This window comes from Rothia mucilaginosa ATCC 25296, assembly GCF_000175615.1.
Taxonomy (GTDB): domain Bacteria; phylum Actinomycetota; class Actinomycetes; order Actinomycetales; family Micrococcaceae; genus Rothia; species Rothia mucilaginosa.
The window spans coordinates 186,081-207,323 of the sequence record NZ_ACVO01000017.1 but is presented as its reverse complement, the minus strand read 5'-3'; the positions used below and the strand labels follow the sequence as shown (position 1 = coordinate 207,323).

Below are 21,243 nucleotides of genomic sequence, written 5' to 3'. Positions count from 1 at the left end.
ATGCCGCGCGGTATTTGATAGAGACCCAGCCTCGCCCCGAAATCCGGGGACGCCCCGCAAGCTAATGGCCGCATATTCATACAGTGACCGTGCCTGCTGCGATCTAGCGATTCTTATTCCAGTAACGGCACATGCGGTACGGGGTACAACCGCTGAAAAGAGGACGTCGTGACTGAACAGAACAACGTCAGCCTGAATCCTAAAGCTCCCGAACAGGGAGAGCGACTGCACCGCGGTCTAAGCAACCGCCACATCCAGCTCATCGCAATCGGCGGTGCCATCGGTACCGGCCTGTTCATGGGCTCCGGTCGCGCCATCTCCATGGCGGGTCCCTCAGTTATTTTCGTGTACATGCTCATCGGCGCCGTCATCTTCCTGGTACTGCGAGCTATGGGCGAGATTCTGCTCTCCAACCTGAGGTACAAGTCATTCTCTGACTTCACCACCGACCTCGTCGGCCCCATGGCGGGCTTCTTCCTCGGCTGGTCCTACTGGTTCATGTGGGTGGTCACCGCCGTCGCGGATATCATCGCAATCGTCGGCTACCTGCACATGTGGTGGCCTGACCTGCAGGCATGGATCCCGGCGCTCGCTGTCATCGGCGTGTTGCTGACCCTGAACCTGGTCTCCGTGAAGAACTTCGGCGAAATCGAATTCTGGTTCTCCATGATTAAGATCGTCGCCATCGTCGCCCTGATTATCGTTGGCGGCGGCATGATCGCCGTCGGCTTCACCTCGCCCAGTGGTGCGCAGGCATCCGTTGCAAACCTCTGGAACGACGGCGGAATGTTCCCCAACCACCTGATTGGCTTCCTCGGTGCATTCCAGATTGCCGTCTTCGCGTTCATGGGCTCCGAGCTCGTCGGTACCACCGCCGCAGAAACCCAGGACCCCGAAAAGACCCTGCCCAAGGCAATTAACGCCGTGCCGGTACGTATTATGGTCTTCTACGTGGGCGCGCTCGCCGTCATCCTGATGGTCACCCCCTGGCGCCTGGTCAGCCCCGATAAGAGTCCCTTCGTCGCCATGTTCACTCTGGCGGGCCTGGGTATCGCCGCGCACATCATCAACTTCGTGGTGATTACCAGCGCGACCTCCTCGGCGAACTCCGGTATCTTCTCCACCTCGCGTATGGCATTCGGCCTGGCACGCGAGCGCAGTGCACCGCAGTTCCTGGGCAAGATTTCCAAGAACGGTGTGCCGCGTAACGCGCTGTTCCTTTCCGCCGTCATGCTGCTGTCCTCGATTGTGCTGCTCTACGCGGGCGACTCGATCTCTCGTGCGTTCAACCTGGTCACCACCGTGGCTGCGGTGCTCGTGATTTTTGCGTGGGCCATGATTATGGTCAGCTACCTGATGTACCGCAAGAAGTTCCCCTCGCGCCACAAGAAGTCGAAGTTCCGTCTGCCCGGCGGCCGTTTCTCCGCGTGGCTGTCGCTGGCGTTCTTCGCTTTCACCATTGGTGTGCTGACCATGAACGAGGAAACCCTCATGGGTCTGCTCGCGATGCCCGTCTGGTTCGTGATTCTGGGTATCGGCTGGGTCTTCAAACGCCGCGCTGATGCCCGCCGCCACGAAGCAATCTCGACCCGCACCGCGCAGATTGCGATTGTGGAGGCGTCCGAGATTTTCTCGGCACGCTAAACACCCACGCTAAGCCATACTGGTTGCCAGTACCGGCTATCAGCGTACGCGTAAAGCCCGCGTCACCTGCTCCTCTCAGGGAGCGGGGACGCGGGCTTTCGCTGTCTCCAGGGATGAATCCGAGAGGCTCTAGAGATGAACCCGAGAGGCTCGGGGGAGTGCGCTTAGAGGGGCGCCACCTCAGCCTCTTCGGCAAGCGGGTCGTTGTCATCATCGGTGCGGTAGAAATCCCAGCGTTCACAACCGCAACCGGAACGCATCGCCTCAATGACGGCGGCAGCTGCCTCCAGCGGGTCGAGCGCGTGCAGGTTCCACAGCGCATGCACCGGTACCGGGTGCCTCCAGCCGTGCTCCTGTAGGAACTCCGGGTCGAAGGCGGGCAGCGCCTCGACGGTGGGTTCAAGCTCGCAGAGGAAGCCGGTGGGGGAACGGAAAACCGTCACCACGGGGGTCGGGTCGGCGTCTTCCAGGCAGGCTCCGTCGAAGAAGTAGTAGGTGCTCAGGCGGCGGTTCCAGGCAAGCTGCGCGAGGCGTTCGCCGAAGACCTCCACCGTCTGCTCCCACTGGGTGCGGTGGTACGCCGCCAGGTCGGTGTGGGCGGTCTGCACCACGCCGATGCCCTGCTCGGTGAGTTCGCGGGCGCTCAGACGTGCGGGTTCTGCCGATTCTGCGGGAGCGCCCGCAGGGGAGCCGTCCGGGGTATCCGGCTCTGCTAGTTCTGCATCGGTGAGTTCAGCGTTAGTCAGCTCAGCGTTAGTCAGCTCAGCGTCGAGGAGCTCAAGCTCCTCAGCGGCGCTCGCCTCGGCCTCGTTCGACTCAGTGGCGCTCGCCTCCACGGCAGCTACGTTGGCTTCGTTCCTCGTCCACAGGCGTAGCTCGCGGGCAATCTGCGTGCGTCCGCGATGCAGGGTTGTCTGCCAGGAGCCGAACTTGGCGCGTACCGCACCCAGGGGCGGCACCTGCTCAATGAGCGTGGGAATGGTAGACCAGTAGCCGTAGTTCAGCGCCGTCGGCTCGCGGTCGTAGCGGGCGCAATAGCTCAAAAAGAGGCTCAGAGTCTTCGGCGCAAAATCCTCGGGTACCGCCGCGGCGTCGATATACCACTCGTTCTCGAGCGCTTCTGCCGGGTAGATGCCGGTGCGGAGCATGCCCAGGGACCAGTCGCCGTCGCCGAGGTAATCGTTGACGGTCTGAACCGGTGCCGGCCACGCCGATTCGCCCTCCATGCTGGCGGCAAGCAGGGTGTACAGGCTACCGCCCTCGGTGCCGATTTCTTCCAAGCCGCGCAACCGGATGTCCTCGAGGGTCTGCGCGTAGGCTTCTTCCTCCAGCTGGGAGTAGGGGTGTGCGGCAAGGTACTTGAGCGTTGCACCAATCTTCGCCAGAACGTGCGCAATGTCTTCATTGTTGAAGTGGCGTGCCTCCAGCGCGGACGGCAGGTCGTGAATAATATCGCAATCAAGAATCAGCGCCGCGTACTCGGGCTCCGGAGGCAGATCGTAGGCTTCCGCGAAAACGTACCAGAGGCCACATGCGAGCACCGTGTAGCTCGGGGCGTCTGCCGTGACCGGGCCAAACTGCCAGATGCCGGAGCTCAGCGCATAGTTCAGGTACTTCTTGTTGATGTGCGGGTACAGAAAGTTGAGGCGGCGGAGAACCTGGGTAGGGGTGAACCCCAGCGCGGCGAGTTCGGCGATGAGTTCCGCGTACTCGTCGTGAAAATCTAAGTAGCCCTCCGGCGCGTTTGATAGCGCGGCTTGTTCGCGCATGGGTCCCTCTTTCATCTGCGGGATGTGGCGGCACCTTGTCGTACCGTGCCGCCGAAACCCTGAATGTGTGCACGCAGATAAGGGCGTTTGCGTGGTGTGAGGCCACCCCTTATCTGCACGAATAAGAGATATTTTTTCAAAAAATATGCTCTTTTATCTAAATTTATCGCTGAAACTAAGCACTATTCAAATATGTGAACCCCTAACACGGTTTCTTACGGAAAGATGACAATATTTAGCGCACCCACAGGGCAAAATGTGCGTAAAGACTCGTAATCTGCACTAGAAGATGCGATAGAAAAATACGCTTACCCGCACCCGCACAGGCGAGCAAAATACGCCCCGCGCTGACTCTTTTCTCAGCATTACCGGCCAACCCATGAGCCGCGGCGAAATATGCGAAACTGGAAGGATGAGCGAACACCCTCTCCCGAGCAGCATCCGCCCGCGCGTGGATCGACCTGCACACCCCGCGCCCAGCAGCGCCGCCGGCAACGAACCCAGCAGCGCCGCACACCGCGAAAAACACGAAACCGGCGGCAAGACTGAGCAGCCTGCCGAGCACCTCATCAACGCGCTCGCCATAGAAACCGGCATCGCGCCGCACCGCATCCGCGCAGCCGTGGCGCTGCTCGACGCCGACAACTCCGTACCCTTCATCGCCCGCTACCGCAAAGAAGCAACGGGCGCCCTCACCGACACCCAGCTGCGCACCATCCAGTCGCGCCTGGGCCAGCTCCGCGCCCTCGAAGAGCGCCGCAACCGCGTGCTCGAAGCGCTCACCGAACGCGCCGACGAAGGCCTCATCGACCCGCTCACCCTGCTGCAGCTGCGTTCCTCGCTCATGAACGCCGCCACTATCGCAGACGTGAACGCCATCTACGCCCCGTACCGCAGCGAGCGTGTGACCCGCGCCCAGATGGCGCGTGCCGCCGGGCTTGATTCCCTCGTCGAAGACCTGCTGGAGGTGCCCCTCGCTGAGGCGCACGCCATCGCCGCCGCGTACATTACCGACGGCACCGAAGATGACGAAGACGAGAGCATTGAGGTTGCAGAGGCGGACGAAGCCCTGCAGATTCACAGCGCCGAAGAGGCCCTCGACGGTGCCCGCGCGATTCTGGTTGACCGCGCCCTCACCGACCCGGTGCTGAGCGAAAAGCTCCTCAAGCGCCTGCGTGAAAGCGGCGTGATTGAGTCTCGCGTGATTGCCGGTCAGGAAAGCATTGGTGCGAAGTTCTCCGACTATTTCGCTTTCTCGGACCGTATTCGTTCCATTCCGCCGCACCGCGTGCTGGCGCTGCACCGCGCCAAGGATGCCGGTGTGGTGCGCCTCAAGGTGGATGTGGCACCCGCCCCCGTGGCGCTTAGCCGCCTGCGTGGTGCCGCCCGCGCCGAAGCTGAGGCTGCCGCCGAAAATTACGAGAACGTCCGTTCTGCATACGAGCGTGAAGTCGCCGCCGCGCTACGCATCCCCGTGCAGGTGCTCAACACCGTCGACGACGAAGACCGCGTACTCGGCTGGCTCGCCGCCACCGTGCGCACCGCATGGCGTAGCCACCTGCGCCCGCGCCTTGCCGAACGCATCCGCCACCAGCTACTCGACGCCGCCGCACAGCACGCGACCGAGGTGTTCGCCTCCAACCTACGCGATATTCTGCTCGCCGCACCCGCCGGACACAAGACCACCCTCGGCCTGGACCCGGGCCTGCGCCACGGCGTGAAATACGCCGTAGTCGACGGCACCGGTGAGCCGCTGCGCGTGGGCACCGTCTACCCGCACGCCCCGCGCAACCAGTGGGCAGAAGCACTGCGCGAGCTCGCCGCCGCCTGCCGCGAGCACAGCGTGGAACTCATCGCCATTGGCAACGGCACCGCAAGCCGCGAAACCGACAAGCTCGCCAGCGAACTAATCCGCACCCTGCGCGATGAAGGCGCAGAAGCACCCCAGAAGGTGACCGTCTCGGAGGCGGGCGCCTCCGTCTACTCCGCCTCCGCCCTGGCCGCCGCCGAACTGCCCGACTACGACGTAACCGTGCGCGGCGCCGTCTCCATTGCACGCCGCCTGCAGGACCCGCTCGCCGAGCTCGTCAAAATCGACCCGCAGTCCATCGGTGTGGGCCAGTATCAGCACGACGTGCCGCCCGCCGCCCTGCGCCGCGCTCTCAACGACACCGTCGAAGACTGCGTGAACGCCGTGGGCGTGAACCTCAACAGCGCCTCCGTGCAGCTGCTCGCGCACGTGGCGGGAGTGGGCACCGCAACCGCCGAACGCATCGTCGCATACCGCACCGAACACGGCGCCTTCGCGAACCGTCAGCAGCTGCTGAACGTGCCGCGACTGGGCGCGAAAACCTTCCGCCAGGCGGCAGGATTCATCCGCATCCGCGGCGGTGAGGAGCCGCTGGACGCCTCCGCCGTGCACCCGGAAGCGTACCCGCTCGCGCGCCGCATTATTGCCGACGCGCAGGCACGCAACGGCGCCCACTGGGTTGCCGGCGCCCTGGGTACCTCAGACGGAACCGACCCGCTTGCCGGGCTAAACCCAGCCGACTACGTGCAGGGCAGCCACGAACAGGACGGCCACCTGCCGGAGAGCACGGAAGCCACCGCCGGCGTGTACACGGTCGAGGACATCTTCGCCGAGCTGCGCCGCCCCGGCCTGGACCCGCGCGGTAGCTTCCGCACCGCCCGCTTCTCCGAGTCCGTCTCCCATTTCGAGGACGTGCGCCCCGGCATGGTGCTCGAGGGCACCGTCTCGAACGTGGCGGCATTCGGCGCGTTCGTGGATATTGGCGTGCACCAGGACGGCCTCGTGCACATCTCGCAGATGAGCCGCGGCTACGTGGCGAACCCGCACGATATTGTGCGCAGCGGCGACATCGTGCAGGTGCGCGTGGTGGAGGTCGACCCGGTGCGCCGCCGCATCTCCCTCTCCCTGCTGGTAGAGGACGAGAACTAGCGGGGGAGAGCTAGATACAGAGTGGTCGCCGACTTATTGAGCAATCCACGAATGAGCATTCTCTAAAACCTTAGCTCCCGCAAGAGCGCACAAAAGCCCCGACAAGCACTATCCGTGCCTGTCGGGGCTTTATTCAGGTGTATATCGAGCTATACGCCCGAGCTACACCTTAGAAGTCGATGTTCGCCGGGTCAGCGCCAATACGACCCTCGGGGGTGGAAAGCGCATCCACAGCCGCGATGTCCTCGGCGGTCAGCTTCACGTTCACCGACGCCAGGTTCTCCTCAATGCGGGAGGGGGTCACAGACTTCGGGATAGCCACGGTGCCCTTAGCCAGATGCCACGCCAGCACGACCTGCGCGGGGGTTGCGCCGTGGCGCTCCGCAATCTCAGCCAGCACGGGGTTCTGCAGCAGGTCGCTACCGTTACCCAGCGGGCTCCACGCCTGAGTCGCGATGCCGTACTCGGCGTGCACGGCGCGCAGCGCCTCCTGCGAGAAGTAGGGGTGCAGCTCAATCTGGTGGATGACCGGAACCACGCCGGTCTCCTCGATAATCTCGCGCAGCTGCTCCTCGGGGAAGTTCGAAACACCAATCGAACGAACCTTACCCTGCTTCTGCAGCTCAATCAGCGCACGCCAGGAATCCAGGTACAGGCCCTGCTGCGGCTTAGCCCAGTGAATCAGGTACAGGTCAACGTAGTCGGTGCCCAGCTTCTCCAGGGACGCCTCGAACGCCTCAAAAGCGCTCTCGTAGCCCTGGTCGGAGTTCCACAGCTTAGTGGTGAGGAAGATGTCCTCGCGAGCCACGTCGGAGTTAGCGATAGCACGGCCCACGCCCGCCTCGTTGCCGTAAATGGCGGCGGTGTCGATGTGGCGGTAGCCGATCTCCAGGGCGGTGCCCACAACCTTCTCGGCGACCTCGTCCTCAACCTGCCACACGCCGTAGCCCAGCTGCGGAATGGATCGGCCGTCGTTGAACTTTACGTTGGGTACGTTGTAGCTCATGATGCTCCTTCGGAATTTATGGGGAGGCGGCGCCTCCGTAAGTAGTCTTTCAAGGCTACGCCTCAGAGCCCCCGTTGAGAAGAGCCGGGCCAGAATCGGGCGTGAATCTAGCCGGAGGCGTAACCAAATGACAAAAATGACGGGCGCCAGACACCTCCTCAGGCTCGAGGGCGGCTACCGCTCAGACTCGAAGGCGGCTACCGCTCGACAGCCGGCGCAAAGAGCTCGCGCACATCCTCAGCCGTCACCGCCGCGGAGGCGAACTCGCCCTCACCGACCACCGCATCGAAGAGCGCGGCCTTCGACTCCTTGAGCTGCATGACCTTCTCCTCAATCGTGCCCTCGGCGACCAGGCGGTAGACGTGCACCTCCTTGTCCTGGCCGATGCGGTGAATACGGTCCACTGCCTGCTGCTCAGCGGCGGGGTTCCACCACGGATCCATGATGAACACGTGATCCGCCTCGGTCAGGTTCAGACCGAAACCGCCAGCCTTGAGCGAAATGAGGAACACCGGCTCCTGACCGCTCGTGAACGCCTCAATAACCTCGGCGCGGTTGCGGGTCGAACCGTCCAGGTACAGGTGGCCGATGCCCTCCTCAGCCAAGCGCACCGAAATGCTCTTGAGATAGCCGGTGAACTGGCTGAACACCAGCACACGGTGGCCCTTCTCGAGCAGATCGGGTAGCTGCTGAACCAGGTAGTCGCGCTTGACCGACGACACCCCGGCGTAGGCGTCCGGATCAATCAGCGCGGCATCAAGCGCCAGGCGGCGTAGCAGAGTCAGCGACTGGAAGATCGTGAACCGGTTCTTATCCATATCCTCCAGCAGACCCAGCACCTTCTGGCGTTCACGCTGCAAGTGAGTGTCATAGATGCGGCGGTGACCGGGAGCCAGCGGTAGGTTCACGCGCGTATCGTTCTTCGCCGGAAGCTCCGCCGCCACCAGCTCCTTGGTACGGCGCAACATAATCGGGCGGATGCGCCGGCGCAGACGAGTAGCCGTCGCCGCGGCGTGCGCCGGGTCCTCGCCGGATTCCGCCGGGCGAGCGTACAAGTCACGGAACGCACGGGCGGAAGGGAACAGACCGTCCGCCACAATCGCCAGCAACGCCCACAGCTCCATGAGGTTGTTCTCGATGGGCGTGCCGGTCATCGCAATCTTGGTGCGTGCGGGCATTGCGCGGGCGATGGACCAGGCGCGGGTGCCGGTGTTTTTGACGAATTGCGCCTCGTCCAGCAGGAGCGCACCCCAGCCTTCGGGGGCGGACTGCTCGCCCGCGAATTCGTCAACGGTACGGCCTAGCGTGCGGGCGTAGCCGGTGTAGGCGTCCTCGTCCATGCGCAGCAGTGTGTAGCTGGTCAGTACCAGGTGAGCCCCGGCAACCCGCTCGGCAAGCGGGGTCTTACCGGCGGTGGTTTCAGTAATGGTCACGACCTTCGCCTCGGGCAGGAAGCGTTCCGCCTCCGCCGCCCAGTTGGTGATGACAGAGGTCGGCGCAACCACGAGGAAGGGCGCAAACGGCTCGACGCTCTCACCGCGCTCAGCAGCACGTTCGGAGGCGGCACGGTGCTCCTCAATCGCGTGGGCGAGCAGGGCGAGAGCCTGCACGGTCTTACCCAGACCCATATCGTCGGCGAGAATACCGCCCAGACGCTGCTCGTACAGGAAGGACAGCCACTGGAAACCCTCCACCTGGTAGGGGCGTAGAGTCGCCTGCAGGCCGGCGGGTACCGGGCGCTGCGCGATAACCCGACGAGAGGTCTTCTGGAGCGCGGGGGAATCCTGAGCGCCCTTGTCGAGTGCTTTTTCAATGCCCTTTTCGGGGTTCTCTTCGGCGCTCTCTTCAGCATCCTCCAGGCCCTCAACCAGCTGTAGCAGCGAACGCACCTGAGCATCCCACCGCGCGGTCGTATGCACGCTCGCCGCCAGCGACTCCAGCTCAGAGAACAGCCCAGCCTGGTGACGGTTAATGCGCAGCTCACCGCCCGCATCGTCGAGTTCGCGAGCCTCCGCAATGAGGGTGCGCAGGGTCTTAAACTCGGGTCGACGCAGCGAGAAATAGGTGCCGTTACCGAGCAGAATACGGTCCGCCCCGCGATCGAGCGCCTCAAAAATCTGTGCAAACGGTACAGTCCAATTGTTGACCTTCACCGCAATGCCCAGGCCGAACCAGTCACGAGAATTGCCCTCGCTCACGGTGATTTCAATGAGCGCGTCGGTTGCCTCCACGAACTGTGGCGGAGTGCCGATAAAACGCACCTGAACAGCGGAAACACGGCGAAGCTTCGGCAGAATCGCACTGAGCAGCTCGCGGGTCTCCCAGCCTTCGATGCGGCGCTCCTCCAGCCCGGAAAGCGCCGGGTGGGCGGCAAGAATGGCGCGCACCGAACGCAGCACGCGCGCCTCAAAACGCTCATCGCGCACCTCGCCGCCCTCTTCACCGGGGTAGCCGAAAACGGGCAGGGACTGTACATCGGAGCCCGCCGCAGGATTCTGTGTGCTCGCCTCCTGCGCGCTCGCCTCTTCTGCGCTGTCCTCCGCGAAGGGGTTCAGCGGGTACTCCCAATGCCAGCTCAGCTGCGCATCGTGGCGTACCTGCTCGTCAAAGCTGATGTCAAGCACCAGATGCGGCGGCTTCACGCGCGGCAGCGCCAGCGCAGGATCGGGGGTCAGCGAGGGAATGGAGCGGCTGAGCGCGGGCAGATACTCTTTCTGGAACGTGGCGCGTTCCGCGGCGGGAATGTGCACGGTTCCGGCACTAATGAGCGATTCGGAGGCGGCATCGAGCGGCTCGACCAGGGGGATGAGCGCCAGCTCCACACCCTCGGGCAGTTCGGGTACTGCGGGGGAGTAGCGCACCCGTTCACCCTGCGCCGGGTTGATGTTCGGGGTAGAGGGCTCAGTAGGCGCCTCCTGCGCGTCCTTTTGGGCAGTCTTTTGCACGAAAGATTCGCGGCCCACTTCATCCAGCGCGCCGGGGCGCGCGGTCTTCCAGTGCACCGCCTTTGCCGCCTGCTCGTACTCCTGCTGGGCGAGCCCGCCCAGGGCAAAGAAGCCGGTGCGCGGGGTGCCGATGGGGTGGCAGTGCACGGCGGGCAGCCAGAGCTGGCGCAACAATTCGCCTTCGCGTCCTTCCCAGCTGAGCGCGGCTTGAAGCTGTAGCCCGGTACCTTCCGCATGTTTCTCTTCGCTGGCGGCGGCGTGCAGGCGCACCTGTGCGGGGCTCAGCACGGCGTAGTTCACTTCGCGACCGTTGACGAGCAGGGGCAGGCCAATATCCTCCGCGCGGGCGAGTACGTCCCAGAGCAGAGTGGAGGCAGAAGCGCTGATTGAGATCCAGTCGCGGTGCGAGGAATACATGTTCTGCCAGGGGCGGGCAATCGAGTAGAGCTCGGCGAAGAATCGTTCGTGTTCGGGGTAGATCTCGTGCCGACCGACGGGGCCACCCACGCTGGATGCGAAGGTTTCCCAGCTGAGTCCGCCCTTGATCCAGCGCCCGGTTTTGGATGCCATGAGTGGGCGGGCGAGCAGGTTAATGCTGGGGGTTGCGCCGGGCATATTGCGGCCGCGCGCGTAGGAGCCGGAGACGCTCAGCGAGAAATCCAGGGCGCCGCTCACGCGCATCGAATCGATGCCCGCAAGGTCCTGACGTGCGGAAAGAACGGAGGAGAGGTCGCGTCGCCATGCCGAGATTTTGGTGGTGGATGCCTCTGCCTGCAGGCCCGGGGAGGCGCCTAGCTCGTTGAGCGCAAAGCTTCCCTGCGCATCTTCATGCTCGGTAGCCGCTGCATCGGGTGCGGGCAGCTTCGCAGCGGTGGTGAGCGCACCGGAGGCGCGCAGCGCCGCAAGCGGGTCGGCGGCTTTCTTCGCCTCCGCAACGTCCGCGCTCTTTGAATCTGCTGATCCCTTTGCCTCTGCCGCGTCCTTTGCCGCGGCACCGGGCACACCGACCGGTCCGGGGTGTTCGCTGAGTGCCTTTTTCGCTACGGAGGCGCGGTCGAGCGCGGTGAGCATGAGCGCTACGGCGTGCTTGCAGTCGGTGAGCACGGTGCAGGTGCAGCGGGCGGTGAAGGTTGCGGAGCCGCTGACGGCGGGGAAGAAGCGAATGGTCACTTCGTAGGGGATGATGGTGCTTCCGTTGACGAGCCCGGTGAGGGTTCGCTCGTCTTCGTCGTAGCTGTAGCGGATGACTTCGCGGTTGCGTTGGTAGGCGACGCCGCGCTGGTAGGTGCGGTGCCCGGCCTGGCGAATAATCTGCGGTACGGTGACGGGAATTTCGGGGAAGGGATTGTTGGCGCTCACCAGCTCATTATCGCGTATTGTGCGGGTATGCGCCTTGTCGCCGGTCATTTGCTGGCGGCTGCCGGGCTGGCTGTCAGACTGGCTGCTGGAGCGACTATTGAGCGGTGGTTTGGGGTGTATTCCGTATTTTTGGTGGGGGAGTTTTTAACGCATAAAAACACCGGTATTCACATAAGATATTCCGCGCAGTATCAAAAATTCACCCCATTTAAAACGTTCTCACAAGCCAAAACGCTAATAATCTAAATCTCTTTCAAAAAACGCTTTACTTAACTTGAGAAAATGCTGTAAGCTAAACCCAGCTTCAAGAGTTTCGACTGATAAGCTCCGACTATGGTCGAACGCCAACCCCATGTTCACGGGTGGCTCGGATGACGAAGCGGTTTGTATTCACCACCGGAATAACCGGTGGTAATTGGTACAGACAAGAGCAACGCGAAAGGATCGCGCCACTCACGGCGCAGGTTGTCACATGTACAACGGCTCTGCAACCGAAGCAGCAATCTCTCTGAACCCCTCCCGCTCCTACCAGGAAAGCCTGCGTGCCGCAGCTGTCCCCGCGCGAGGCGGATACACCGCAGTCAGCATTGACGATTACTCCCGCATTTCTTCTAAGCGCGACGAGTTCCTGAACTTCCTTCTTCTGCCGAACCCCGAGGGCATCCCCGCTATTGAGTACGCCGGTCTGCGCGTAGCGTAGCATTAGGGGTATGAATTTCTCCGGTATGCTCCTGGACTCCGACGTTCTTGCGGAGATCCGTAAGGCGGATCCTGACCCCGCCGTGGTCGCTTTTCTGCGCCGCCGCTCGTTCCGGCACATGTACATTTCTGTGCTGAGCATTGGCGAGTTGAAGGGCCTGTATCCCTACCCGGAAACTGATCGCTGGATTACCGAACTTCTTGAGCGCTTTGGCGACCACGTTATTAATGTGGATGCGCGCGTGAGCCTCGAGTGGGCGGGTCGTCAGGCGCCGCGCGGCGTGCATGCCGTGGGTCGTGATGATGCCGGTCCGCTGCCTACCGCCGCCCTGGAGGGTCTGATGGCGGCGAGTGCGAGCGCCTATGATTTGGAGCTGATTTCTTCTAAGGCGCAGGTGTACCGTGCCTGGGGTGTTGAAGCTTCCAACCCGTGGACTGAGCAGTAAAACTTCGCCTGATACGCGCCCTCGCGTGCGCGTCTGGATGAATACCTGTGTGAATAGTTGTGAGAACCCGCTTTCGAGTGTTAATCGGAGGCGGGTTTCGTCGTTAATTCGTGGCATGATTGAAGGACGATGAAAAGCACCTCACCTATCTCGCGTTATTCCATGCCCATGCCTCTGTGGCTTCAGGGTGTTGTTGAGCTAATTGTTACTGCCCTGTTCTCTGCGCTTGCTGTGTTTGCGGCAATGTCTGCCGTGTGGGCGACCAAGGGTTTTGGCGACATGGAGTTCTCCTCCGTGGCCGCCATGTCGGCGCACCTGTGGCTTCTGATTCACGGTGTTCCTCTGGATCTTGCGGCTGCTTTTGGTGCTTCTGCCGGCACGATGACGCTGGTGCCTCTGGGTTTGAGTATTCTGCCTCTGCTGCTCTGTTACCGTTCGGGTCGTCGCCTGGCGCGCGCCTCGTATGAGGGTGAGTTTTTGATTCCGGTGCTGTCCGGTTCGGTGACCTATGCGCTGATTAGTTCGGCGATGTACGGTTGGGCGAGCCCGCATCCGCAGCCTCTTCAGGCGTTGAATGCTGCCCTGGTGCCTTTGGGTATTGTGGTGGCTGGTCTGATGTGGGGTGGCTACCGTGAGGCGCGTTCGCTTTCGCGCATGGTGGGTGTTGATACTGCGGAGCAGATTTCGCAGATGAGTCAGTATTCGCGTTGGGCGGGTTCGTATGCCTGGGCTGTGGTGCGTGCTGCGGTGGTTGCTTTTGTGGCGCTGGTCGGTCTGGGTGCGGTGCTTTTGGGTATCGGTATTTTGGCGGGTTGGTCGCAGATTGTTGCCACCTACCAGGAGCTGCATGCGGGCGCTGTGGGTGATACTGCGGTGACTTTGCTGCAGCTGGGTTTCTTGCCGAACCTGGTGATTTATGCGATTGCGTGGTCGACCGGTGCCGGTTTCTCCTTTGGTGCGGGTACCTCGGTTGGTTTGACCAGTAGTGATGTTGGTACTTTGCCGATGCTTCCGATTCTGGGTGCTGTGCCCGAGTCGATGGGTACGTTCGGTCTGGTGGGTCTGCTGGTGCCGCTGGGTGCCGGTGCGATTGCTGGCTGGTGGTTCTTGCGTGAGGGTGAGGATCACCTGGATGAGTGGGTTGCCCTGAAGGTTCCGTTCCGCCCGCTGTCTGCGCTGATTTCTGCGGTGGTGCTGGGCGTGATGACCGGTATTATGACGTCGTTTGGTGCCCTGTGGCTGGGCTGGATTTCGTACGGCTCTCTGGGTATTGGTCGTTTTACAGAGGTTGGTGCTGAGCCGCTGACTTTTGCGGCGCATACCGCGTTGACGGTGGGTGCCGGCGTGACTTTTGGTATGTTGCTGAGCCGCGCCCTGGTGCCGGACAGCAGCCGTGAGCTGCCTCGTTTTGCGGATGAGCGCCCGAACCTGGGTGAGCGTCTGATGAGTTTTACTGCCTCGACCCGTGAGCGTTTTGCGCAGGGCCGTGAGCGTTTTGCGGAGCGTCGTGAGCAGCGTGCCCAGGAGCGTGCAGAGCGTATGGAGCGTGAGGCTGAGGAAGCTGCGGCACGTGAAGCCGCTGAGCGTGAAGCCGCCGAACGTGAGGCCGCTGAGCGTGAAGCTGAGGAAGCGGCACGCGCGCAGGCTTCCGAGAATGTTGCTGAGCCCGAGCTATCTGTGGCATCTGAGCAGTCTGTTGTGTCTGAGGTGGCGACCGGTCACGTTCCGGTGCATCCGCAGGAGCCGGTGGTTGCCGTCCCCGTGGAGGCGACCGAACAGCTGGCGCAGCGTGCGGCGGCGGACGCTTTCGCCGAGATTGTTGCAGAGCGCGAAGAGGTGGCTGAAGAGCCCGCCTCCGAAGAGGCTGCTACTGAAGAGCACTCTGCTGAGGAGTACGAGCCGATTGAGGCCGTTCAGCAGGTCGATTACCTGCACTCTGCCCATGCTGACTCTGCGCAGGCGGAGGATTACGAGAGCATTGAAGCATCTGTTGAGCCTGCCTCCAACGAGTACACTGCTGACGAACACGGCACCTATGACCCCGCCGTGTACGCTCATGACCCCTCCGAGGAGGAGACTCGCGAACTGATTCAGGAGCCCGTCTACGAGGCTGCCGAACCTGTGGCTACTGAGCGTGAGAACGCTGTTGAAGAGCCCGCAGAGCAGGCGCCGCGTTCGAAGGGTCGCGCGAGCCGCATTATGGCGTACTTCGGCTTTGGTCTTGAGCAGCCCGCCACTGCGCAGGATGAATCAGTGCAGGATAACTCGGCTGATGCCGCCCACGCTGAATCTGCCGCGCCGGACCGCGCCGGCGATGATCGTACCAGCGACCGCGCGCTTGAGCGTGCGCAGAAGCGCGAGGCGAAGAAAGCGGCCAAGGCGGCACGCAAGAAGCAGAAGAACGACCTAGAACGTGATTTTGTGGATCGCGAGCTGGATGTCCTCTCTGCCGATCAGGCGATGAGCCGCATCTTTGAGGTTCGTAGCCAGACCGGCATCCTTCCGCTGGTGACCGATGAGGCGTCTACCGTGGAACTGCCCCCGCTGGATGTCAGCTCCTCGAAGTCCCAGGGCTCTAATGCGCAGGGTTCTAACGCCCGCAAGAAGAACTAGCGCGCGGAACCCCTAACGAGCTGTAGAAGAGCTAGAGCTGGATGCGCCGGTGAGCTTGTCCATCGTGCCCTGGAACTTCTGATCGCAGGTGTACATGTCGGTCTGGGTCAGCGCGGCGGCGCGGCACTCGCGGTACTCCTGCGCGCCGGGCATGAGAGCAAGACCGATACCGCCCAGCAGGGTCATCGCACCGTAGATAATGCTGACGCCCGCGGCAATGTAGAAGAACCAGGGGCCGCGGTAGACGGCGGTGCGCACAATCGCAATAATGCTCAGGGTAATGCCGGCGAGCGCGAAGATGAAGAGCGCCAAGAAAAGCGGCATCGTGGAGAGCACGAAGGAAGACGCCGCAAAAATCACCAGCGCGGCAGCAATCAGCATAAGCGAGGTGCGAATATTCGCTTTCTGCTGTTCGATGGGGTCGATGGGCTTGCGCGGCTTCTTACCCTGAGGTCCTCGAGGCTGCGGCATCATGTTCTGAGGTGCCTGCTGCGGCGCTCGCGGCGGAACCTGCTGGTTCTGCGGTGCACCGTTGTTCGGGGTGGGCTGCTGCGGTGCGTTGTTTGGAGTGTTCTGCGGGGGAGTAGACATACCTATAAGGGTACCGTCCCGTGCGCCCGCGACCTATTGAGTTCGCGACCTGTTGAGTTTGCGCCCAGCAAACCCCGATGAACCCCCATAAACCCCCCCCATGAACTCCAGTGAAACCCGGTGAGGATTCATCCCGCCGGGGTTTCTTTGTGCTCACCTTTGGGCTTTGGGCCTGTTGTGAACCTCTTACCCCCTTTGGATAAGGGTGTGAGACGGGTTATACTAGTCGGGTGCGAATTGTGGTTATGGTATCCGGCTCCGGAACGAATCTTCAGTCCATCCTCGACGCTGTAGCAGCGGGCGAGCTTCCCCTCGACATTGCGGCAGTGGGCGCCGACAAGCCCTGTCTGGGTATTGAACGTGCCCAGGCGGCGGGTGTACCCACCTTCCTGGTGCAGCCCGGCGACTACGCCGACCGCCCCTCCTGGAACCGCGCGCTGGAAGAAAAGATCGCTTCCTACGACCCCGATTACATTGTGTTCGCCGGCTTCATGCGCATTGTTGACGCGCAGCTGGTCGAGCGTTTCAGCAACCGCATTATTAACACCCACCCCGCCCTGCTGCCCTCCTTCCCGGGTGCGCACGGCGTGCGTGACGCCCTGGCGCACGGCGTGAAGATTACCGGCCTGACCGTCCACTTTGTGGATGCGGGCGTTGACACCGGCCCCATCCTCGCCCAGGCGGCAGTGCCCGTTCTGGATGACGATACCGAAGAGACCCTGCACGAACGCATTAAGGTGCAGGAGCGCCGCCTGCTCGTGCAGACCATCGCATCTCTCGCTGAATCCCGCGGCACTGCATCTGACAGCTAATTTCGCCCACTAAATTTTTCGCGGCGGAATGAGCCGAGCTCAAACCCCGCCGCCCACACACGTTCCGTTGTGCCCATTCGACGCGCTCACCTTAGCGTCACGCACAGCGGCGGGGAATACCCCCACACATATCCTGTCTATCCGGGCAGGCTACGTCCATCCACCAGCTGTGCCGTCGAGAACCGGCGTGCACGTCTAAAGCATCGGAGTATTTGTGTCTCTCATTGAGCTCGATCGCGTGCCCCTGCGCCGCGCCCTCATTTCCGTCTACGACAAGACCGGTCTGGAGGACTTCGCCCGCGGCCTGCACGAGGCTGGCGTCGCGCTGGTCTCCACCGGCTCCACCGCATCCACCATCGCGGCAGCAGGCGTACCCGTCACCGAGGTCACCGAAGTGACCGGTTTCCCCGAGTGCCTCGAAGGCCGCGTGAAGACCCTGCACCCGCGCATCCACGCCGGTATTCTGGCTGACCGCCGCAAGCAGGAGCACATCGACACCCTCGAAGAGCTGGACGTTGAGGCGTTCGACCTGGTGGTTGTGAACCTGTACCCCTTCGTTGAGACCGTTGCATCCGGTGCCGATCAGGACGCCATCATCGAGAAGATCGACATTGGTGGCCCCTCCATGGTTCGCGCTGCCGCGAAGAACCACGACGCCGTCGCTATTGTGGTAGACCCCGCCGACTACGCGCGCACCGTTGAGGCCGCTAAGAACGGTGGCTTCTCCCTGGACGAGCGCCGCCGCCTTGCCGCTGGCGCATTCGCCCACACCGCCGCATACGACACCGCCGTGGCTACCTGGACCGCATCCCAGTTCCTGCAGGATGAGGACGCTAACTTCTGGCCCCCGTACGCTGGCCTGGGCTTCGAGCGCAGCGAGACCCTGCGTTACGGCGAGAATCCGCACCAGCGTGCCGCCCTGTACGTTGACCCCGCCGCTGCCCCCGGCATTGCTCAGGCGGAGCAGGTGCACGGTAAGGCGATGAGCTACAACAACTACGTTGATGCTGACGCTGCTCTGCGTGCCGCTTACGACTTCGACGAGCCGGCTGTTGCCGTTATCAAGCACAACAACCCCTGCGGTATTGCTGTGGCAACCCCCGGCGCGGCTGACCCGATTGCAGACGCTCACGCGAAGGCGCACGCCTGCGACCCGCTGTCCGCGTACGGTGGCGTGATTGCCGCTAACCGCCCGGTGACCGCCGCTATGGCTCAGACCGTCAAGGGCATCTTCACCGAGGTTGTTGTGGCTCCCGGTTTCGAGCCCGAGGCGCTGGAGATTCTGCGCGAGAAGAAGAACTTGCGCCTGCTGGTTCTGCCCGAGGACTTTGCCCGCGAGGCTATTGAGTACCGCCCCATTTCCGGTGGCGCACTCTTCCAGGAGGCTGACCGTCTGCAGGCTGAGGGTGACGACCCGAAGAACTGGACCCTGGTTGCCGGCGAGCCCGCCGACGAGGCCACCCTGCGCGACCTCGAATTCGCGTGGCGTGCACTGCGTTCGCCCAAGTCCAACGCTATTCTGCTTGCTGATAACGGTGCCGCCGTGGGCATCGGCATGGGCCAGGTGAACCGCGTGGATTCCTGCAAGCTCTCGGTGGAGCGCGCGAACACTCTCGGCGGTGAAGGTAACGAGCGTGCCCGCGGTGCGGTTGCTGCATCCGACGCGTTCTTCCCCTTCGCTGACGGCCTGCAGGTGCTGCTGGACGCCGGTGTGCGTGCCGTCGTGCACCCGGGCGGTTCGATCCGCGACGAGGAAGTTATCGAGGCGGCTAAGGCTGCTGGCGTGACCATGTACCTGACCGGTACCCGCCACTTCTTCCACTAAGAATATGTAGCGGGCTCAGTACGCGCTGAGCTACCTGCTGTGAGCGGGGCATCCTGGGGTAAACCCGGGGTGCCCTGCTTTTATACCGGGTGCCCGTGCATCCGTATTGTGGGCACTCATATTTATAGAATTTTTGCTCTATTTTGCGCCGGATTTGCGCATGAGGGCGCGTCAACGGCGACCAGGATGCGCACGGATTGGCTAAAAATTCGCTAGGATTAGGTTGTGCCTAAAGTCAGCGAAGAATACAAAAAGAACAGGCGTTCTCAGATTGTAGAGACCGCCCGCGAATGCTTCATCAAGCACGGTTATCAGAAGGCTTCGATGAGCGATATTATTGCGGCCACCGGCCTGTCTGCTGGAGCGATTTATAACCACTTCTCCTCCAAGGATGAGATTATCCTGGCGGCAGCCCGCATGGACATGGCGCCCTTCGACCGCATCCGCGCCGAACAGCCCTGGGACTACGTGTTCGGGTGCCTGAAGGTGCTGGACACCCCCAAGATTCGCCGTCACCTGCTCGTCACCTGGGGCGAAGCTGTGGCAATGCCGCAGCTGGCAACCGTGGTGTCTGAGCAGCTGAGCTGCCTGCGCGATCAGTCCCTGGAACGCTACCGCGCCTGGGGTGCAGCTGAGCTGGACTTCACCGAAGAGGAGCTTGAAGAGTGGCTGACCGTTATCGGTGCCGCGGTGCTGTCGGTGCTGACCGGTTACGTGGTGCAGACCCAGCTGGTGGCTGGCGGTAAGAAGGAGAGCGCTCGCGAGGCGTACCTGGAGTATGCTTCCGCTATCCTGCGTCAGGCGTAGGGTGTGTAGACCCGCTTAACGGCCGCCAATCAGCCTGCCGGGGTGTGTTGTATGCCCCTTGCTGGTGTCGCGCCAACGCCGTAAAAACTTCATCGTGATGCTTTGTAAAGCCCGTTTTCCTTCTCGAAGGAAAGCGGGCTTTACGGTATTATGAGGTGTAGCTCATATTTTTTCATTCAGGGTTTTCAACTGGATGCGCCCGCCGCCTCCTGAAGATCGCCCGGCGCATGCCGCGGCAACCCCGATGATGAGCGACCGAAGATAACGCAAAAACACTCCCAGGAGCGTAATGTCCGAGCAGAAGATCCTCGAGATGCCCCTCGCCGACCTCGACCCCGAGGTTGCAGAAGCCATTGAGCTGGAGCGCAAGCGCCAGCAGAACACCCTCGAGATGATTGCATCCGAGAACTTCGTCCCCCGTGCCGTCCTCGAAAGCCAGGGCTCGGTACTGACCAACAAGTACGCTGAGGGTTACCCCGGCCGCCGCTACTACGGCGGCTGCGAATTCGTTGACATCGTTGAGTCCCTCGCTATCTCCCGTGTGAAGGAGCTCTTCGGTGCGGAGCACGCGAACGTTCAGCCGCACTCCGGTGCGCAGGCGAACAACGCCGTCATGCACGCACTGCTGAATCCCGGCGACACCATTATGGGTCTGTCCCTGGCACACGGTGGCCACCTGACCCACGGCATGAAGCTGAACGTCTCCGGCAAGCTGTACAACGTTGTGGCGTACGGCGTGGACGAGTCCGGCCGCGTTGACATGGATCAGGTGCGTGAACTGGCTCTGGCTGAGCGCCCCAAGCTGATTATTGCCGGCTGGTCCGCGTACCCCCGTCAGCTGGACTTCGCTGCGTTCCGCGCGATTGCTGACGAAATCGGTGCATACCTGTGGGTGGACATGGCTCACTTCGCGGGCCTGGTGGCTGCGGGTCTGCACCCGAACCCCGTCCCGCACGCACACGTGGTCTCCTCCACCGTGCACAAGACCCTGGGCGGCCCCCGTTCCGGCTTCATCCTCTGCACCGAGGAGCTGAAGAAGAAGATTGACTCCGCAGTGTTCCCCGGCCAGCAGGGCGGCCCGCTCATGCACGTGATCGCTGCGAAGGCTACCGCGTTCAAGGTCGCCGCATCTGACGCGTTCAAGGACCGTCAGAAGCGCACTGTTGAGGGCGCACAGATCCTCGCGAACCGCCTGCTGCAGCAGGACGTGAAGGACGCCGGCGTGTCGATCGCCTCCGGTGGTACCGACGTTCACCTGGTGCTCGTTGACCTGCGCGACCACGCCCTCAACGGCAAGGAAGCAGAGGATCTGCTGCACGCCGCTGGCATTACCGTCAACCGTAACGCCGTGCCGAACGACCCGCGCCCGCCGATGGTGACCTCCGGTCTGCGTATCGGTACCCCCGCGCTAGCGACCCGCGGCTTCGACGCTGAGGGCTTCACCGAGGTAGCCGACATTATCGCTTCCGTACTGCTGCCGAACCCGGACATCGCTGCGCTGCGTGCCCGCGTTGAGGCACTGTGCGCCAAGTACCCCCTCTACCAGGGCAGCGAGAACTGGTAGACCCATGAATGACCCCGTTCGCTCAACATTCCCTGTGGGTGCTGAGCGGGCGGGGTTATTTCGCCCTCTTATTTTTTGCCGCTCTACCCACTACATCCGTTGAGGGACGTAGCGGGGGAGTGGCGCCTCTAGGAACACACCCTAGAACTCAACACACAGACCGTCCGTTTCGGCGAACCCGCCGCAATCTATGGAAGGAAAAAC

General features: G+C 62.5%; 13 protein-coding genes and 1 riboswitch. Of the genes, 9 read left to right on the top strand and 4 right to left on the bottom strand.

Translation table 11 applies throughout. The features are described 5' to 3' along the window. Positions 1–168 precede the first annotated feature (168 nt). On the top strand, positions 169–1,644 hold the full coding sequence (locus tag ROTMU0001_RS07320) for an amino acid permease (protein ID WP_005508986.1): 1,476 nt from the start codon (positions 169–171) through the stop codon (positions 1,642–1,644). 164 nt (positions 1,645–1,808) lie between these two features. Here the strand turns inward: ROTMU0001_RS07320 and ROTMU0001_RS07315 are convergent, their stop codons facing one another. After that, entirely contained in the window at positions 1,809–3,413 is a 1,605-nt protein-coding gene (locus tag ROTMU0001_RS07315; protein WP_005508985.1) for a hypothetical protein, read from the bottom strand. A gap of 412 nt (positions 3,414–3,825) precedes the next feature. Here ROTMU0001_RS07315 and ROTMU0001_RS07310 point away from each other — a divergent pair, with 412 nt between their 5' ends. After that, positions 3,826–6,372: a helix-hairpin-helix domain-containing protein gene (locus ROTMU0001_RS07310; RefSeq protein ID WP_245534292.1), complete on the top strand. Its 2,547-nt coding sequence runs from the start codon at positions 3,826–3,828 to the stop codon at positions 6,370–6,372. A gap of 169 nt (positions 6,373–6,541) precedes the next feature. On the opposite strand, the gene ROTMU0001_RS07305 is transcribed toward ROTMU0001_RS07310, so the two are convergent. Together ROTMU0001_RS07305 and ROTMU0001_RS07300 are read right to left on the bottom strand one after the other, a co-directional pair. Beyond that, the gene (locus ROTMU0001_RS07305; protein WP_005508981.1) at positions 6,542–7,378 is read right to left on the bottom strand and encodes an aldo/keto reductase; all 837 of its coding nucleotides are present in this window, start codon (positions 7,376–7,378) and stop codon (positions 6,542–6,544) included. 197 nt (positions 7,379–7,575) lie between these two features. Beyond that, complete coding sequence (locus ROTMU0001_RS07300) at positions 7,576–11,730, bottom strand: DEAD/DEAH box helicase (protein ID WP_005508980.1); 4,155 nt, start codon at positions 11,728–11,730, stop codon at positions 7,576–7,578. A 254-nt stretch (positions 11,731–11,984) separates the two neighbouring features. Beyond that, positions 11,985–12,119, top strand: a riboswitch (SAM riboswitch). Positions 12,120–12,154: 35 nt separating this feature from the next. Here ROTMU0001_RS07300 and ROTMU0001_RS07295 point away from each other — a divergent pair. The 3 genes from ROTMU0001_RS07295 to ROTMU0001_RS07285 all read left to right on the top strand — a co-directional run bounded on the left by ROTMU0001_RS07295 (position 12,155) and on the right by ROTMU0001_RS07285 (position 15,440). After that, positions 12,155–12,382: a hypothetical protein gene (locus ROTMU0001_RS07295; RefSeq protein WP_005506796.1), complete on the top strand. Its 228-nt coding sequence runs from the start codon at positions 12,155–12,157 to the stop codon at positions 12,380–12,382. 10 nt (positions 12,383–12,392) lie between these two features. Continuing rightward, positions 12,393–12,827 (top strand): PIN domain-containing protein, encoded by a 435-nt coding sequence (locus ROTMU0001_RS07290; protein WP_005508979.1) that lies wholly within the window; start codon positions 12,393–12,395, stop codon positions 12,825–12,827. A gap of 129 nt (positions 12,828–12,956) precedes the next feature. Next, positions 12,957–15,440, top strand: coding sequence for a cell division protein PerM (locus ROTMU0001_RS07285; RefSeq protein ID WP_005508978.1), 2,484 nt, complete (start codon positions 12,957–12,959; stop codon positions 15,438–15,440). A gap of 12 nt (positions 15,441–15,452) precedes the next feature. Here the strand turns inward: ROTMU0001_RS07285 and ROTMU0001_RS07280 are convergent, their stop codons facing one another. After that, positions 15,453–16,031 carry a 4-hydroxyphenylpyruvate dioxygenase gene (locus ROTMU0001_RS07280; RefSeq protein WP_044143224.1) on the bottom strand — a complete coding sequence of 193 codons (579 nt, stop codon included), beginning with the start codon at positions 16,029–16,031 and terminating at the stop codon, positions 15,453–15,455. A 245-nt stretch (positions 16,032–16,276) separates the two neighbouring features. Here ROTMU0001_RS07280 and purN point away from each other — a divergent pair, with 245 nt between their 5' ends. From purN to glyA, 4 genes are all read left to right on the top strand, one after another. Beyond that, on the top strand, positions 16,277–16,843 hold the full coding sequence (gene purN / locus ROTMU0001_RS07275; RefSeq protein ID WP_044143211.1) for a phosphoribosylglycinamide formyltransferase: 567 nt from the start codon (positions 16,277–16,279) through the stop codon (positions 16,841–16,843). Positions 16,844–17,057: 214 nt separating this feature from the next. Then, positions 17,058–18,668 (top strand): bifunctional phosphoribosylaminoimidazolecarboxamide formyltransferase/IMP cyclohydrolase, encoded by a 1,611-nt coding sequence (purH, locus tag ROTMU0001_RS07270; protein WP_005508976.1) that lies wholly within the window; start codon positions 17,058–17,060, stop codon positions 18,666–18,668. Between the two features lie 225 nt (positions 18,669–18,893). After that, positions 18,894–19,475, top strand: coding sequence for a TetR/AcrR family transcriptional regulator (locus tag ROTMU0001_RS07265; RefSeq protein WP_005508975.1), 582 nt, complete (start codon positions 18,894–18,896; stop codon positions 19,473–19,475). A gap of 289 nt (positions 19,476–19,764) precedes the next feature. Then, a complete protein-coding gene (gene glyA / locus ROTMU0001_RS07260; protein WP_005508974.1) occupies positions 19,765–21,039 on the top strand; it encodes a serine hydroxymethyltransferase in 1,275 nt (424 codons plus the stop codon). Positions 21,040–21,243: the final 204 nt, after the last annotated feature.

What these genes read in the sequence shown, in the direction of transcription:
- ROTMU0001_RS07305 (WP_005508981.1), bottom strand. Translation starts at nt 7,378, where the DNA reads ATGAGCTACAACGTACCCAACGTAAAGTTCAACGACGGCCGATCCATT.
- ROTMU0001_RS07315 (WP_005508985.1), bottom strand. Translation starts at nt 3,413, where the DNA reads ATGCGCGAACAAGCCGCGCTATCAAACGCGCCGGAGGGCTACTTAGAT.
- ROTMU0001_RS07280 (WP_044143224.1), bottom strand. Translation starts at nt 16,031, where the DNA reads ATGTCTACTCCCCCGCAGAACACTCCAAACAACGCACCGCAGCAGCCC.
- ROTMU0001_RS07310 (WP_245534292.1), top strand. Translation starts at nt 3,826, where the DNA reads ATGAGCGAACACCCTCTCCCGAGCAGCATCCGCCCGCGCGTGGATCGA.
- glyA (WP_005508974.1), top strand. Translation starts at nt 19,765, where the DNA reads ATGTCCGAGCAGAAGATCCTCGAGATGCCCCTCGCCGACCTCGACCCC.
- ROTMU0001_RS07295 (WP_005506796.1), top strand. Translation starts at nt 12,155, where the DNA reads ATGTACAACGGCTCTGCAACCGAAGCAGCAATCTCTCTGAACCCCTCC.
- purN (WP_044143211.1), top strand. Translation starts at nt 16,277, where the DNA reads ATGGTATCCGGCTCCGGAACGAATCTTCAGTCCATCCTCGACGCTGTA.
- ROTMU0001_RS07300 (WP_005508980.1), bottom strand. Translation starts at nt 11,730, where the DNA reads ATGACCGGCGACAAGGCGCATACCCGCACAATACGCGATAATGAGCTG.
- ROTMU0001_RS07285 (WP_005508978.1), top strand. Translation starts at nt 12,957, where the DNA reads ATGAAAAGCACCTCACCTATCTCGCGTTATTCCATGCCCATGCCTCTG.
- ROTMU0001_RS07290 (WP_005508979.1), top strand. Translation starts at nt 12,393, where the DNA reads ATGAATTTCTCCGGTATGCTCCTGGACTCCGACGTTCTTGCGGAGATC.